The sequence below is a fragment of the Aeromonas sp. QDB62 genome, assembly GCF_027705695.1.
Taxonomy (GTDB): Bacteria; Pseudomonadota; Gammaproteobacteria; order Enterobacterales; family Aeromonadaceae; genus Aeromonas; species Aeromonas allosaccharophila.
This window is the reverse complement of record NZ_JAPDCD010000012.1, coordinates 63,610-78,071: the sequence shown is the minus strand read 5'-3', so window position 1 is coordinate 78,071 and position 14,462 is coordinate 63,610. Positions and strand designations below refer to the sequence as shown.

13 protein-coding genes are annotated in these 14,462 nt (G+C 58.5%); 7 read left to right on the top strand and 6 right to left on the bottom strand.

What is annotated here, in order from left to right:
- Positions 1-36: 36 nt before the first annotated feature.
- Together OKC27_RS08185 and OKC27_RS08180 are read right to left on the bottom strand one after the other, a co-directional pair.
- Entirely contained in the window at positions 37-1,887 is a 1,851-nt protein-coding gene (locus OKC27_RS08185; RefSeq protein WP_182939414.1) for a DUF3413 domain-containing protein, read from the bottom strand.
- A 48-nt stretch (positions 1,888-1,935) separates the two neighbouring features.
- Entirely contained in the window at positions 1,936-2,163 is a 228-nt protein-coding gene (locus OKC27_RS08180) for a YejL family protein (protein ID WP_005333874.1), read from the bottom strand.
- A gap of 73 nt (positions 2,164-2,236) precedes the next feature.
- Between OKC27_RS08180 and yejK the strand changes: the two genes are divergently transcribed.
- The 5 genes from yejK to OKC27_RS08155 all read left to right on the top strand — a co-directional run bounded on the left by yejK (position 2,237) and on the right by OKC27_RS08155 (position 8,723).
- The gene (gene yejK / locus OKC27_RS08175; protein WP_182939415.1) at positions 2,237-3,298 is read left to right on the top strand and encodes a nucleoid-associated protein YejK; all 1,062 of its coding nucleotides are present in this window, start codon (positions 2,237-2,239) and stop codon (positions 3,296-3,298) included.
- Positions 3,299-3,705: 407 nt separating this feature from the next.
- Entirely contained in the window at positions 3,706-4,887 is a 1,182-nt protein-coding gene (malE, locus tag OKC27_RS08170) for a maltose/maltodextrin ABC transporter substrate-binding protein MalE (protein ID WP_005333871.1), read from the top strand.
- A gap of 75 nt (positions 4,888-4,962) precedes the next feature.
- The gene (gene malF, locus OKC27_RS08165) at positions 4,963-6,615 is read left to right on the top strand and encodes a maltose ABC transporter permease MalF (RefSeq protein WP_182939416.1); all 1,653 of its coding nucleotides are present in this window, start codon (positions 4,963-4,965) and stop codon (positions 6,613-6,615) included.
- A gap of 12 nt (positions 6,616-6,627) precedes the next feature.
- Positions 6,628-7,518 carry a maltose ABC transporter permease MalG gene (malG, locus tag OKC27_RS08160; RefSeq protein WP_005333868.1) on the top strand — a complete coding sequence of 297 codons (891 nt, stop codon included), beginning with the start codon at positions 6,628-6,630 and terminating at the stop codon, positions 7,516-7,518.
- 68 nt (positions 7,519-7,586) lie between these two features.
- The gene (locus OKC27_RS08155) at positions 7,587-8,723 is read left to right on the top strand and encodes an ABC transporter ATP-binding protein (protein ID WP_182939417.1); all 1,137 of its coding nucleotides are present in this window, start codon (positions 7,587-7,589) and stop codon (positions 8,721-8,723) included.
- A 112-nt stretch (positions 8,724-8,835) separates the two neighbouring features.
- Here the strand turns inward: OKC27_RS08155 and ppk2 are convergent, their stop codons facing one another.
- Positions 8,836-9,651, bottom strand: coding sequence for a polyphosphate kinase 2 (ppk2, locus tag OKC27_RS08150; protein ID WP_042059288.1), 816 nt, complete (start codon positions 9,649-9,651; stop codon positions 8,836-8,838).
- 128 nt (positions 9,652-9,779) lie between these two features.
- On the opposite strand from ppk2, the gene OKC27_RS08145 reads away from it, so the two are divergent.
- Entirely contained in the window at positions 9,780-10,580 is an 801-nt protein-coding gene (locus OKC27_RS08145) for an alpha/beta fold hydrolase (protein WP_182939418.1), read from the top strand.
- Between the two features lie 87 nt (positions 10,581-10,667).
- On the opposite strand, the gene OKC27_RS08140 is transcribed toward OKC27_RS08145, so the two are convergent.
- Genes OKC27_RS08140 through OKC27_RS08130 form a run of 3 tightly spaced genes read right to left on the bottom strand, consistent with a single transcriptional unit; the run spans position 10,668 to position 12,852 of the window.
- Complete coding sequence (locus OKC27_RS08140; protein ID WP_182939419.1) at positions 10,668-11,474, bottom strand: MipA/OmpV family protein; 807 nt, start codon at positions 11,472-11,474, stop codon at positions 10,668-10,670.
- Positions 11,475-11,522: 48 nt separating this feature from the next.
- The gene (locus tag OKC27_RS08135; protein WP_042059293.1) at positions 11,523-12,593 is read right to left on the bottom strand and encodes an AI-2E family transporter; all 1,071 of its coding nucleotides are present in this window, start codon (positions 12,591-12,593) and stop codon (positions 11,523-11,525) included.
- Between the two features lie 25 nt (positions 12,594-12,618).
- Positions 12,619-12,852, bottom strand: coding sequence for a sulfurtransferase TusA family protein (locus tag OKC27_RS08130; RefSeq protein WP_042059295.1), 234 nt, complete (start codon positions 12,850-12,852; stop codon positions 12,619-12,621).
- Positions 12,853-12,973: 121 nt separating this feature from the next.
- On the opposite strand from OKC27_RS08130, the gene OKC27_RS08125 reads away from it, so the two are divergent.
- Positions 12,974-14,428: a beta-barrel assembly-enhancing protease gene (locus tag OKC27_RS08125; RefSeq protein ID WP_420000833.1), complete on the top strand. Its 1,455-nt coding sequence runs from the start codon at positions 12,974-12,976 to the stop codon at positions 14,426-14,428.
- Positions 14,429-14,462 lie beyond the last annotated feature (34 nt).

The following is a 14,462-nucleotide window of genomic DNA, read 5'->3' as shown; positions in this document are numbered from 1 at the left end:
GGCGTTTCTTATGGTATCAAGCCATCAGCGGGGGCTTCATTGGTTGCGATAGAAGCGGTTCAGCTCGTTCATCACCTGGATCATGGCGCCCATATCTGGGGTACCGTGCTTGATGGGGCGATAGCTGTTGCGCTCCAGCAGTTCGAAGTCACCCTGCTTGTTGAAGTGGGTGATGGTATTGCCCTGATAGATGGCAAAATCGTTCTGATCCCCCGCCAGCAGCCAGTTACGGGGCGTGGTATCGAACAGATTGCGACCAATGCTGTAATCGCGTGCCGGATTGCGTACCCCCAGCATCCCCTGCATCAGGGTCGGGGCCAGATCGAGATGGCTGCTCGGCTGTTCCAGTACCAGGCTGTCGCGACCCGGCCAGGCAATCACCATGGGCACTTGTACCTGATAGGGGGAGTAGTTGCTGCCCGCACCCCAGCTGTTGCTGCGGGTGTCGTTGAACTCCTGACCGTGGTTGGCGGTGATGACGACAACGGTATTGCTGTCCATCCCCTGCGACTGCAAGCTGGTCAGCATCTGCTCAAGCAGCTGGTCGGTATAGAAGACCGAGTTCTTGTAGCGGTTCTCCAGCTTTTGCAGGTTCTCCGCCCGATAGGCGGTCGCCGGATTGAAGTTGGCCAGCTCCGGCTGGAATGGCCCCTTCATGGTCGCGGGCAACTGGTAGTCACCTGGGCTCGAGAGATAGACCAACGAGAACCAGGGACGCTCCGGCGTGCGCTTGCCGAGCCACTGCTGCCAGTCGGTCAGCAGCTTGCCATCATCGATCTGTTCGGAGACAAACACCTGCTTGCGCAGGCCGGAGAGGATGCTCTTGCGATACTTCTGGGCATCTTCCATCGCGCCGAACAGCCCGAACTGGTAATCCTGACGCAGCATCTCGTCGAACAGCACCGGCGGACGCTTGTCGCTGCTGATGTCCTTGTAGTAGTGGCCGGGCAAGCCGTAGAAGAGGCTGAACATCCCCATCAGATCGTCGTTGCCACCACTCATGTGGTTGCGGAACGTCAGGTGCTGATCCGCATAGCGTTGCAGATTGGGCATGTTGATGTTGTTGAGCATGTCAAAGCGCAGGGAGTCGACCACCACAATCAGCAGATTGCTGTGGGTCAGTGGCGCATTGACGTTGAGCGGGCGCAGCGGATAGTGCATCCGGCTGTCGCTGTCATCACCCTGGGAGGCCGCCTGCTTCTCGTACTGATCCAGATCCAGCCAGCCATGTTTGGCCAGGAAGGAGCGGGCCGTCATGGGGTAGGAGAGGGGGAAGTTGGCTCTCTGCATGGTGATGGGCTGATAGAGGGTCGCATCCGCCCAGCTGTTGACCACGTGGGTCAGAATAAAGCAGACCAGCAGGGCCAGCCCAACCTGATTGCCGTATTGGCGGCGCTTGCGCTTGTTGATCTTGCGCCAGACATAGGCCGACAGCAGCAGTTGCAGCAGGAAGATGGTGGGCACGGCAACGAAGATAATGCTCCAGATTGAGCCCTCTTCGGTCTGTGCCTGATCCAGCAGCAACTGCCATACCTGACTGTTGAGGTGAAACTTGAACAGCCGGAATACCTGGGTGTCGATCAGCAACAGCACCAGCGCCAGGGTGGCGATGATGGCCGAGATGAATCGCAGCGGTTTCTCTTTGGGCAGCACGAAGCTGAGCGGAAAGACCGTCAACAGGTAGGTGACGAAGCTCAGGAACGAGAAGTGGCCAATCCAGCTTACAACGAGATAGATCACGCCAAGCGTGGTCGATGGCCAGCCGATGGCACCCAGATAGCGGGTGGCGATAAGCATGGCCAGGATAATGTTGAAGAAGGAGAACCAATGCCCCCAGGTGATCAGGCGAGAGACATTATCACGATAGGGGTTACCGGTTTCGACCATAGTGATCCATCTGCGTTGAGAAACGTCAAATCAACAGAGTCGCAGGACTCAGTGTGCGTCGTGGCGATTATCGACCGATGCGGTCAGGGCCTGGACAAACTTTTCAGTGATGGCCTGGCGCTGGGCCGGTGCCATACCGTTGATGATATTGGTGGTCAGATTGCCAAGCACCATAAGGCTGAGATCTACCGGCGCTTTATGCTTTTCCAGCGCGGTGATCAGGTCGTTCATCAGGGCGTCAAATTGCTCGTTATTGTACTTTGATACGATAGGCATAATCTTCAGTTCATCTCGGTTCAAAGCGCCTTATAATACTTCACCCTTTCGGCTAACACTATGGCTTTGTGACATGAGTCTCGATATCGACAAGATCATTCTTCACTCCTTGCGCCAGGGCGGCGATGGTCAACCCCACGCCGATACCCGCAGCCAGACCCTGCCTCCCGATGAGGCGGTACAGGGACTGATGGCGGAACTGCATCGGATCTACAACGGCAAGGGTGGCAAGGGTTTTGGCTTCTTTGCCGACCCCGAAACGGCCGTCGCCGAGCTGGCGGAGGGGGAAGAGGCCCCCAAGCAGCCCTCACCCGCGTTTCGTATCGCCCTCGAACAACTGCTCAGTGAGCAGACCGAATTCGTTCCCTTCTCGGTCAATGTGACCCAGATGCTGGTCAAACAGCTGGTGGAGCACGCCCTCGATGAGCAAGGGGTGCTGCTGTTTGCCAAATACAACTACGTCGGGGTCGATTATCTGCTGATTGCCCTGCTGGAGGGCAAGGAGAGCGTCACCGTCAGCGAAGCGCTGGAATTGCGTCATATCCAGTATCTGGATATCGGCAAACTCAATCTGGTGGCCCGCATTGATTTGACCGAATGGAAAACTCAGGCCGATTCGCGCCGCTATATCACCTTCAGCAAGGGACGCATCGGTCGCAAACTGGGCGACTTCTTTATGGATCTGCTGGGTGCCCGCGAGGGCATGGATGCCAAGGTGCAAAATAAAGGCTTGCTGCAGGCGGTCGAAGATTATTGCGACAGTCGCCAGCTCGAATCGACCGAGCGCAACGATTACAAAAAGCAGGTCTTCAAATATTGCACCGAACAGGCGAGTGCCGGTGAAGAGATCGAAATCAAGGAGCTGTCTGCAGAACTTTCCGCAAAAGATGGCGGCGACGGTGATCTCGATTTTTACAGCTTTATCGGTCAGGAGTATGAGCTGGAAGATCGCTTCCCGGCGGATCGCTCTACCCTGCGCGGCCTGACCAAGTTTGTTGGCTCCGGCGGCGGCCTGACTTTGAGCTTTGAGCAAAAGCTGTTGAACAGTCGCATTTTTTACGATCCCCAGACCGACACCCTGACCATCAAGGGCGTGCCGCCCAATCTCAAGGATCAGCTGCTGCGTCAGTCGTAGTGGGATCAGCAGTGTGATCAAGTCGTCATTTCTGGCAAAAAGAGACTCCGCCCCGGCGGGGTCTCTTTTTTTATTGCGCCGCGGCATGCCTCGAAACCGCTGCGGTACTTTGTTAACAAATCAAACAAAATAAATCACCTGAAAGGGTTTTCATTGAGGTGAAAACCCTTTCATTCGTGAAATTTTATTTCATTTTGGTAATTAATATTCTGTCATTGGCCGTAATTAAGCCGATAAATGGCCTTAACCCCCTGAAATAAGAAAATGTTTTCAAAACTTTCTGGAAGGAAATACGTAATTGCATTTCAAAAATGCGAGTTGCGTCATGTGAGCCGTTTGCCGCTTGGGATAATATTCATCTCGCACACAATGCTCTTACAGCGCGGAACTAATACAAGGAAAGGCTCATGAAAAAGAAATTGCTGTCATCCCTGATCGGTCTGGCCACTCTTGGCGTCGCTTGCTCTGCTACTGCTGCCATCGATGAAGGCCAGCTGACCATCTGGATCAACGGTGACAAGGGATACAACGGTCTGGCTGAAGTGGGTAAGAAGTTTGAAGCAGAAACCGGCATCAAGGTTACTGTGGCTCACCCGGATCAGGTTGAAGTGAAATTCCAGCAAGCCGCCGCCACTGGCAACGGCCCGGACATCTTCTTCTGGGCTCACGACCGTTACGGTGAGTGGGTCAAAGCCGGTTTGCTGGTTCCGGTAACGCCGAACGCTGCCACCAAAGGCAAATTTGAACAGCTGGCATGGGATGCCATGACTGTTGATGGCAAAACCTATGGCTACCCGGTTGCCATGGAAGCGGTCAGCCTGATCTATAACAAAGACCTGCTGCCCGAGCCGCCGAAAACCTTCGAAGAGATCGCCAAGATTGACGAGACTCTGAAGAAAAACGGCAAGCGCGCCATCATGTGGGCTTATGACACCCCGTACTTCAGCTATCCGCTGGTGGCTGCCAACGGTGGTTACGCCTTCAAGAAAACCGCTACCGGTTATGACGTTAAAGATACCGGCGTGAACAACGCTGGTGCCAAGATGGGCGTGGGCTACATCTCCGAGATGATCAAGTCCGGTCACCTGGAAAAAGGCATCGACTACGGTGTGATGGACGCCAAGTTCAACAAGGGCGAAGTAGCCATGATGATCAACGGTCCCTGGGCCTGGAGCAACCTGGACAAGAGCGGCATCAAGTATGGCGTAGCGCCGCTGCCGACCCTGAACGGCAAGCCGGCCAAAGCCTTCGTTGGCGTACTGGGTGCCACCATCAACGCCGCCAGCCCGAACAAGGATCTGGCCATCGAGTTCCTGGAAAACTACCTGCTGACCGATGCCGGTCTGGCGCCGGTTAACGCCGACAAGCCGCTGGGTGCCGTTGCGCTGAAATCCTTCCAGAAGACGCTGGAATCCGATCCGCACATCAAGGCAACCATGCTGAACGCCCAGGCTGGCGAGCCGATGCCATCCGTTCCCGAGATGAGCCGTTTCTGGTCTTCCTTCGAAACTGCCCTCAAGAACGTGACCTCCGGTCGTCAGGGTGTTGACGAAGCACTGGATACCGCTGCCAAGCGTATCGTTCAGTAAGCACGCACTACCCGGGAGGCCGCAATGGCCTCCCACTCTCTCAAATCTCTCTTGGCGTTATAAAGGTTAATTGGCATGGAAGTAGTACCTTCTGTTGAGTCCTATGCCGGTCCGAAGGATAAGCACACCTGGCTTAAGTGGACCATAGCGGCCCTGGTCGCCATCCTCAACGGCTACGCAGCCGTGATGATGTACGCCAGTGGCGAGTGGGTATTCGCGCTGCTGGATCTGGTGGTGGTTTCCGTCGGTCTGTATGTCTTCATGAACAAGAAGACCTATGCCCATCGCTACATCTTTCCGGGTGTTGCGGGCATGGTTGTGTTTATCATCTTCCCTCTTGCCTACACGATTGGCATCGCCTTCACCAACTATTCGGGGTCCAACTTGCTCTCCGTGGAGCAGGCGCGGGACTACCACCTGAAGAAAACCTACAAGGTGGCGGGCGGTGAATTCGATTTTACCCTGCTGGGTGGCGACAATGGCCAGTTCCAGCTGCTGCTGACACAGGATGATCAATCCTTTATCAGCCAACCTGTTTCCCTGATGAACAACAAGGCCCGTGAGCTGGCGTCCCGCGAGGGCCGGGTGCAGAGCACCCAGCAAGTGGTCGAGCTGCAGCCCTTCACTGGCGAAGCCGCCCGCAAGGCCGCGCCGATCCGCGCCATTGTTGAGCATCGTACTCACCTGAGTGACCTGGATCTGGTGCTGCCGGATGGCGGTACCCACCTGACCCTGAGCAGCCTGCGCAAGTTTGCCGCCCAGAAGCAGCAGTACACCCGTCTGATGGATGGCGCCGTGCTCAAGTCCGGCGTGGTGATCAAAGACAGCAACCTGCTGCGTGATACCCAGAATGGCCAGCTGATGCTGCCCAACGGTGACACCGGCTTCTATCAGTACATCGACGAACAGGGTCAGTTTGTCGGCAAGGGCGTGGCACCCGGCTTCGTGGTCAGCGTGGGCTGGAAGAACTTCGCGCGCATCGTCACCGATCCGGGCATCCAGTCACCATTCCTGCAGATCTTCATCTGGACCGTGATCTTCTCCAGCTGTTCCGTTGCCTTCACCCTGGCTATCGGTATGGTGCTGGCCTGTCTGGTGCAGTGGGAGTCGCTCAAGGGGCGCGGTTTCTATCGGGTCATGCTGATCCTGCCCTATGCGATCCCGGCGTTTATCTCCATCCTGGTGTTCAAGGGGTTGTTCAACCAGAACTTCGGTGAGATCAACATGTTCCTGGAAGCGGCGTTTGGTATCAAGCCGGACTGGTATACCAACCCCTTCCTGGCCAAGGTGATGATCCTGATCGTCAACACCTGGCTCGGCTATCCCTACATGATGATCCTCTGCATGGGCCTGCTCAAAGCGATTCCGGAAGATCTCTATGAAGCGTCCGCCATGGACGGTGCCGGTCCGGTGCAGAACTTCTTCAAGATCACCGTGCCGCTGTTGATGAAGCCGCTGACACCGCTGTTGATTGCCTCGTTCGCCTTCAACTTCAACAACTTCGTGCTTATCCAGTTGTTGACCAACGGTGCGCCCGACATCATCGGCGCCAGCACCCCGGCCGGTACCACCGACTTGCTGGTGAGTTATACCTACCGGATTGCGTTCCAGGGATCGGGTGGTCAGGACTACGGTCTGGCCAGTGCCATCGCCACAGCTATCTTCCTCATCGTAGGTGCGCTGGCGCTGCTCAACCTGAAATTGTCCAAAGCCGACAAGCAGCTGTAAGGAGGCTTCAACATGGCAATCGTACAACCCAAATCAGTCAAATACCGGGTGTGGGCAACCCACCTGGTCATGTGGGGCTTCCTGGCGCTGATCATCTTCCCGTTGATCATGGTTATCGCCATCTCGTTCCGTAACGGTAACTTCGCGGTAGGGGAGATCATCCCCTCCAATCCGACCCTGGATCACTGGAAGCTGGCACTGGGCATGTCCATCACCAATGCTGACGGCAGCATCACGCCGCCGCCGTTCCCGGTGCTGACCTGGTTGTGGAACTCCATCAAGATCGCCGGCATCACAGCCCTGATGATCGTGACGCTCTCCACCACCTGTGCCTATGCCTTTGCCCGCCTGCGTTTTCGTGGCAAGTCCACCATCCTGCAGGGCATGCTGATTTTCCAGATGTTCCCGGCGGTACTGGCGCTGGTAGCCATCTACGCGCTCTTTAACAAGATTGGTGACTACATTCCCTGGCTGGGTCTCAACACCCACGGTGGCCTGATCCTGGCGTACATGGGCGGTATTGCCCTGCACGTCTGGACCATCAAGGGCTACTTCGAGACCATCGACTCCTCGCTGGAGGAGGCGGCGGCCATCGACGGTGCGACCCCGTGGCAGGCATTCCGTCTGATCCTGTTGCCCCTGTCGGTGCCCATCCTGGCGGTAGTGTTCATTCTGGCCTTTATCGGTTCCATTACCGAGGTGCCCATGGCCTCCATCCTGTTGCAGGATGTGAACAATCTGACCCTAGCGGTCGGGGCCCAGCAGTACCTCTATCCGCAGAACTATCTGTGGGGTGATTTCGCGGCGGCCGCAGTGCTCTCCGGTTTCCCCATCACAGTGGTGTTCTTGCTTGCACAGCGCTGGTTAGTCGGCGGCCTCACCGCCGGTGGCGTAAAAGGTTAAGTTTATGGCCGGGGGAGCTGACTCCCCCCGCTATCACGATTTGCAAAGATTCAAGAGCGGAGCTCGTCATGGCTGAAGTAGTACTCAACAACGTTCGCAAAAATTACGATCCGGCTGTTCACAAGGACACCCTGCGCAACATCAACCTCTCCATCAAGGAAGGGGAGTTCATCGTCTTCGTCGGCCCGTCCGGCTGCGGTAAATCCACCCTGCTGCGGATGATCGCGGGTCTGGAAGACATCACCAGCGGTGAGCTGACCATCGGCGGTCGTTACATGAACGACGTGCCGCCAGTCGAGCGCAACGTTGGCATGGTGTTCCAGTCCTACGCCCTCTATCCCCACATGAACATCTACGAGAACATGGCCTTTGGCTTGAAGCTCAAGAAGATGGATAAAGGGAACATCCACAAGCGGGTGATGCGCGCCGCCGAGATCCTGGGTCTCGAGCCGCTGCTGGACAGAAAGCCCAAGGCGCTCTCCGGTGGTCAGCGTCAGCGGGTTGCCATCGGTCGCTCTATCGTGCAGCAGCCGCAGGTGTTCCTGTTTGACGAACCGCTCTCCAACCTGGATGCCGCGCTGCGGGTCAAGATGCGGATCGAGATCGCCAAGCTGCACAAAGAGCTCAACTCCACCATCATCTACGTGACCCACGATCAGGTGGAAGCGATGACTCTGGCCGACAAGATCGTGGTGCTGAGCCCGCTCAAGGGCGAGGCGGCCACCAACCTGGAGCAGTTTGGTTCACCGCTGGATCTCTACCACAACCCGGACAACAAGTTCGTGGCGGGCTTCATCGGCTCTCCCAAGATGAACTTCCTGGCGGGCGAGTTGCTGGAGATTGGCGAGCAGGAGTGCGTGGTCAAGCTGAGCTCCGGCGATACCGTGCGTGCCCGGGTCGATGCTCGCAGTGGCGCGGTGGGTGACAAGGTGGAGCTGGGTATTCGTCCCGAGCACCTGATGCCGCTGGATCACCCCCATGCACACAGCAAGGTGAGCGGGATCGTGCAGGTGGCCGAGCACCTGGGTGCCGAGTCCTTCGTCTATATGGATGTGGATGGTCACGACTTTACCGTCAAGGCCACCTCGGATGTGGATGTGGCGACCGGTCAGACCTACAGCGTGGGTATTCCGGCCGAGGCCTGCTACCTGTTCGATGCCAAGGAGCAGGCGTTCCCCCGTACCGCCAAATATATCCGTACCTGATTTTTTGTTGTGCTGGTTTTCCTTATTATTCAATGCCTTTTTGCCGGTCGTCAGACCGGCTTTTTATTGCCTGTAATTCTGCCATGGGAGAATTCAGACTAGGTGACAGGGCTCAGGCTTCGAGGTCGGCGGTAATATCGGGTACAAAGGTCTGGCTGGTCAGCGGTGGGCGCTCATACCCTTCGGTCTTGATCGGGGGGAGCTTGATGGGCTCGTAGTGGATCGCCTCGTAAGGCACCTTGCCCAGCAGATGAGCGATGCAGTTGAGGCGGGCACGGCGTTTGTCATCTGCTTCCACCACGAACCAGGGGCAATCCTCGGTGTCGGTGTAGGTGAACATGTCATCCTTGGCGCGGGAGTATTCGACCCAGCGCGAGCGAGACTGCAAGTCCATCGGGCTGAACTTCCAGCGCTTGATCGGGGTGTTGATCCGCTCCTTGAAGCGTTTCTCCTGCTCCTCGTCGCTGACCGAGAACCAGTATTTGATCACCGTGATGCCGGAGCGGATCAGCATCCGCTCAAACTCGGGGCAGGCGCGCAGAAACTCGCGATATTCCGCGTCACTGCAAAATCCCATCACCCGCTCGACCCCGGCCCGGTTGTACCAGGAGCGGTCAAACAGCACCATCTCACCGGCGGCGGGCAGGTGGGCGACATACCGCTGAAAGTACCACTGGGAGCGCTCCCTATCGGAGGGGGCAGGCAGCGCCGTGACCCGGCAGACCCGCGGGTTGAGCGGTTCGGTGATCGCCTTGATGACGCCCCCTTTACCGGCGGCGTCCCGTCCCTCGAACAGCACCACCACCTTCAGCCCCTCCTGCTTGACCCACTCCTGCAGCTTGACCAACTCCTCCTGCAAGTGGGCAAGGTGGTGCTCGTAGCACTGTTTGTCCAGACGCGGCCGCTTCTTGATCTTCTCCTTCGCCATGCACTTCTCCTTTTGGCATCCTTTCATGGGTGACTTCTTTGAGTCACTTCCAGCTTGCACCAGGGAGGCGTCCCCTGCCAAGGGGGACGTGATACACTGCCCGCCCATCGCTGGCAACAGGAGATAACATGAAGCATTTTATGGAGATAGCGGGCCGCCGGATGGCCTATCTGGACGAAGGGCAGGGCCCGGTGCTGCTGTTTGGCCACAGCTATCTGTGGGACAGCGCCATGTGGGCGCCGCAAATCGCCGCGCTCAAGGGCAGCTATCGCTGCATCGTCCCCGAGCTGTGGGGCCACGGTGATTCCGACCTGCTCCCCGACGGTGGCTGCACCCTGGCCACTCTGGCGCGCGATCATCTGGCATTGCTCGATGCCCTCGGCATTGAGGAGTGCGTGCTGGTGGGTCTCTCCATCGGCGGCATGTGGGGCGTGGAGCTGGCGCACATGGCGCCAAACCGTATCAAGGGTCTGGTGTTGATGGACAGCTTTGTCGGCCTCGAGCCGCAGATCACCTGCGAACGCTACCTTGGCATGCTCGCTGCGATCGAGCAGCTCGGCACCATTCCGGCGCCCATCATCGAACAGGTGGCGCCTATCTTCTTTGCCAACCAGTCCGATGCCGCCTTGCTGGCCCAGTTCAAGGAGCGACTAGCCCGCTGGCCAAGCGACAAGATCCCCGCCATGGTGGCGGTGGGTCGCAGCTTTGTGACCCGCGAGGATCGCATCGAGTGGCTGGAAGAGGTGACTGTGCCTGCGCTGGTGATGACCGGCTGCGAGGACAAGGCCCGTCCGGTGCTGGAGGGCTATCTGATGGCCGAGGTGCTGGGTTGCCCGTTCAAGGAGATCCCGGCGGCCGGCCACATCTCTTCCATGGAGAACCCCGCCTTCGTCAATCAGGCGCTGGCCGAGTTTCTGGCCACGCTGTAAGCCGAACGCAAATGATAAACAAGGGAGCCATTGGCTCCCTTGTTGCGTTTGGTGATTGGGCCGGAGCCTATCGCTAGCTGACCTGCGTTACCAGATATAACCCAGCGCAAAACCTGCATAGAGCTCGCCATCGTGCTGGACGATGGGACTGTTTTTGATGTCCCGATCATACCATTCGTAGTTCATGGCAAACATGCCAATCCAGTTGGGGCTGAAGCGGTAGCTGGTGATGAGCGCCGCCATCGGGGAGAGGGTGGTACCGGTATCCCAGGCGGGCCGCTGGGCGGTCGCCTCGCTCTCGGAGATGCCGCCGAAGTAGTAGTTGGCCATCTTGTCGCTGCGCAGCATCAGCCCCATGCCGGGCATGATCAGCAGGTTGTCGCGCAGGATAGGGAAATCGGCCCACAGCAGCAGCTCCTGTCCCTTGCTGCGGCCGGTGACATCACTGTTGGCGCGGATGGTCAGCAGGGCGTAAGGGGTGACGATGTTGCCGCCAATCCCCCCTTCCAGCTGCCACTCACGCTGCTCTATGCCGCTGAAGGCGGGCGAGTCCTCGGGATCCAGATTGCCAAAACGCACCCGGCCGTAGCCGTAGAGGGCGACATTCTCATCCTTGTGGAAGTAGTAGCGGGCCCGATCTCCCAAAAACATCAAGTCGTCGCCGAAGTAGATAAAGCCGGGGATGGCGTAGACGGCGTTGTCCTGCGCTTCGTAGCGGGCCTGCCCCCCGATCAGGGTAGCGCCCACCACCAGCCCTTGTGGCACCGGGCTGGTGGGGCTGTCACTGGCCAGCATATCGACCGAGCCGAGATCGATCTCGGCCTGTGCCGGGGTCACGGTGGCAAGCAGCAGGGCCATTAGCCCGCCAAGGGTGGTGCGACGTGAAAGGGTCATAAGCGCTCTCTGGGGGTCAGTGGCTGAAGGCGTGGCCGCAGTGGCCGGTTATTTGACGGCATGGGCATTATCTTCCCGTTTGGGCCAGGCGTTGATCACCGCCTTGACCAGGGTGGCGAGGGGAATGGCGAAGAAGACCCCCCAGAATCCCCACAAGCCGCCAAACACCAGCACGGCGATGATGATAGCCACCGGATGAAGGTTGACCGCTTCCGAGAAGAGCACCGGCACCAGCAGGTTGCCATCGAGGGCCTGAATGACCAGATAGGCCACCATCAGCCAGGCAAACTCCGGGGTGAGCCCCCACTGGAACAGCGCCACCATGGCCACCGGAACCGTCACCACGGCGGCGCCGATATAGGGGATCAGCACCGAGAAGCCGACCGCCACCGCCAGCAGCACCGAGTAACGCAGCCCCATCAGGGCGAAGGGGACATAGGTGGCGATACCGACAATGAGGATCTCGATCACCTTGCCGCGGATGTAGTTGATGATCTGGTTGTTCATCTCGACCCACACCCGGTTGACCAGGGTGCGGTTGCGCGGCAGGAAACGGCGCAGGCTGCCCATCAGTACCCGTTTGTCCTTGAGCATAAAGAAGACCATCAACGGCACCAGAATGAGGTAGATCATGATGGCAACTACGTTCACCAGCGAGCTGAGGGAGGCGCTCACCAGATGCTCGCCGCCACTGAGGATGCGCTGGCGAATATTGTCGATGACCGTCTCCACCAGACTGACATCAATCAGCTCGGGGTATTTGTCCGGCAGGGTGCGCACATAATCCTGAGCGTGAGTCAGCATGGCGGGCGCCTCTTTGGCCAGATTGATCCCCTGACTCACCAGCGTCGGGATAAGACCCAGCAAGGAGGCCACCGCCACTGCAATAAAGAGGATCAGAATGACGCTGGTGGCCAGGGTGCGCGACAGCCCCGCTTTTTGCAGCCGGGCGACCGGCCACTCCAGCAAATAGGCCATTACCAGCGCCACCAACAGCGGGGCCAGCAGATCGCCAAACAGCCAGATGATGGTGAAGCAGAACACCAGCAACAGGAAAAGGGTAACGGCATCGGGATCGGAAAAACGGGTCTGATACCAGCGCTTCAATACTTCTAACATGACTGCATCCTTACATCACTGGGGCTCAAGATGGCTGTTTCGCCCCGACAACCAACTGCAAAGAGAGGGTATTGTCCGGTTGTTGCTGCATCTCGACATGGTGGCCCTGACGGTGCAGATAGGCCGGAATATCCTGCCGGGAACCCGCATCGGCCAGCCGGATGGTGACGGTTTGACCGCTTTTGGCCTCCCGCAACCAGAGCTTGAGCCGGATCAGCGGCTCGGGGCAACGCCAGGGGGTCAGGTCGAGAACTTCCATGGGGACTCCATCAGGCAGGTGGCCGCTATTATGGCCGTGATAAGAGCGTGAAACAACGCTTGTAGCCCTTGATGGGCAAGGGTATTCTGCCGAGGCCCTTTCTGATGGAGATAGAGATAACGTGGCACGCTTTTCCCCCCTGATGGCATCGCTTCCCCTGCTGGCTTCCCTGATGGGCGCCACGTTTCATGCCGAGGCCAATAATCAGCTTCCCGACATCGGCACGGCCGGGGTGGCGGCCCTGCCTATCGAGCAGGAGGTGCGTTACGGCAACGCCTTTATGCGCTTTGCCCGCGCGGGCCTGCCGATCATCGATGATCCGGTGCTGAGCCAGTACATCGACGATCTGGGTCAGCGACTGCTGACCAACGCCGATGGGGTGCGTTTCCCGTTTACCTTCTTCCTGATCAATGATCCCACCATCAACGCGGCCGCCTTCCTCGGCGGGCGGGTCAAGGTGCACACCGGCCTGTTCCTCTACGCCGACAGCGAGAGCGAGTTGGCCTCGGTACTGGCTCACGAAATCACTCACGTGACCCAGCGCCATATCGCCCGTTATATGGAGGCGCAGGCGAGCAGCTCGGCGGTGACCCTGGCCGGTCTGGTGGGCTCCATCGCGCTGGCGGTGATCAACCCGACCGCCGGTATCGCTGCGCTGCAGACTACGCTGGGCCTCTCCATGCAGTCCGCCATCAACTACACCCGCGACAACGAATATGAAGCGGATCGCATCGGCATGAAGACGCTCTACGATGCCGGTTTCGACCCCATGGGGATGGCCAACTTCTTCCAGAAACTGGCTGCCGAATACCGTTACGCCAGCAAGCCGCCGGAAATGCTGCTCACTCACCCGCTGCCGGAGACCCGCATCAGCGAGGCCCGCGCCCGCGCGGGCAACTATGGCCGCCGCGACTTGCCGCCCAGCCTCGACTTCTGGCTGGCCAAGGTGCGTATTCAGGTGCGTTTTGGCACCGATACCCCGCAGGGGTTGCTGAGCTACTTCGATACCCGGATCCAGAAGGGGGATTACCCGCTCAAGGATGCCGCCATCTATGGCAAGGCGCTGGCGCTGATCCAGCTCAAGCGCACCGACGAGGCTGACACCCTGATGCAGGAGCTGGCGTCCCGTCATCCGGAAGATCTCTTTATCGTCGATGCCCAGACCGACATCGATCTGGCCAAGGGACGCAGTGCGCAGGCCATCGCCCGGCTCGAGAAGTTCCGCAGCCGGATGCCGGACAACGAAGTGGTGGTGGTCAACCTCGGCAACGCCTACCTCGAGAGCGGCAACTACAAGAAGTCCATCGCCATTCTCGACCCCTATGCCCGCGAGCATGAAGAGAACAATCTGGCCTGGAACCTGCTGGCCGATGCCTATCGCAAGGCGGGCAGAATGACCGAGCTGCATATGGCGCGGGCCGAGATGCTCGCCCTGCGCGGGGATTATCAGGCGGCCATCGACGAGCTGATCGTGGCACGCGGTACCACCAGCGATCGGATGACCCTGGCTCGTCTGGAGGCGCGCATCACCGAGCTGGAGCGGGCCAAGAAGGATCTCGACAGCCTCAAGGGCTAACGACAGCAGGCATTTTCCAATACAACAAGGGCGC

Excerpts from the sequence above, each read along its gene's own strand:
- OKC27_RS08185 (WP_182939414.1), bottom strand. The coding sequence starts at position 1,887 with ATGGTCGAAACCGGTAACCCCTATCGTGATAATGTCTCTCGCCTGATC.
- OKC27_RS08180 (WP_005333874.1), bottom strand. The coding sequence starts at position 2,163 with ATGCCTATCGTATCAAAGTACAATAACGAGCAATTTGACGCCCTGATG.
- yejK (WP_182939415.1), top strand. The coding sequence starts at position 2,237 with ATGAGTCTCGATATCGACAAGATCATTCTTCACTCCTTGCGCCAGGGC.
- malE (WP_005333871.1), top strand. The coding sequence starts at position 3,706 with ATGAAAAAGAAATTGCTGTCATCCCTGATCGGTCTGGCCACTCTTGGC.
- malF (WP_182939416.1), top strand. The coding sequence starts at position 4,963 with ATGGAAGTAGTACCTTCTGTTGAGTCCTATGCCGGTCCGAAGGATAAG.
- malG (WP_005333868.1), top strand. The coding sequence starts at position 6,628 with ATGGCAATCGTACAACCCAAATCAGTCAAATACCGGGTGTGGGCAACC.
- OKC27_RS08155 (WP_182939417.1), top strand. The coding sequence starts at position 7,587 with ATGGCTGAAGTAGTACTCAACAACGTTCGCAAAAATTACGATCCGGCT.
- ppk2 (WP_042059288.1), bottom strand. The coding sequence starts at position 9,651 with ATGGCGAAGGAGAAGATCAAGAAGCGGCCGCGTCTGGACAAACAGTGC.
- OKC27_RS08145 (WP_182939418.1), top strand. The coding sequence starts at position 9,780 with ATGAAGCATTTTATGGAGATAGCGGGCCGCCGGATGGCCTATCTGGAC.
- OKC27_RS08140 (WP_182939419.1), bottom strand. The coding sequence starts at position 11,474 with ATGACCCTTTCACGTCGCACCACCCTTGGCGGGCTAATGGCCCTGCTG.
- OKC27_RS08135 (WP_042059293.1), bottom strand. The coding sequence starts at position 12,593 with ATGTTAGAAGTATTGAAGCGCTGGTATCAGACCCGTTTTTCCGATCCC.
- OKC27_RS08130 (WP_042059295.1), bottom strand. The coding sequence starts at position 12,852 with ATGGAAGTTCTCGACCTGACCCCCTGGCGTTGCCCCGAGCCGCTGATC.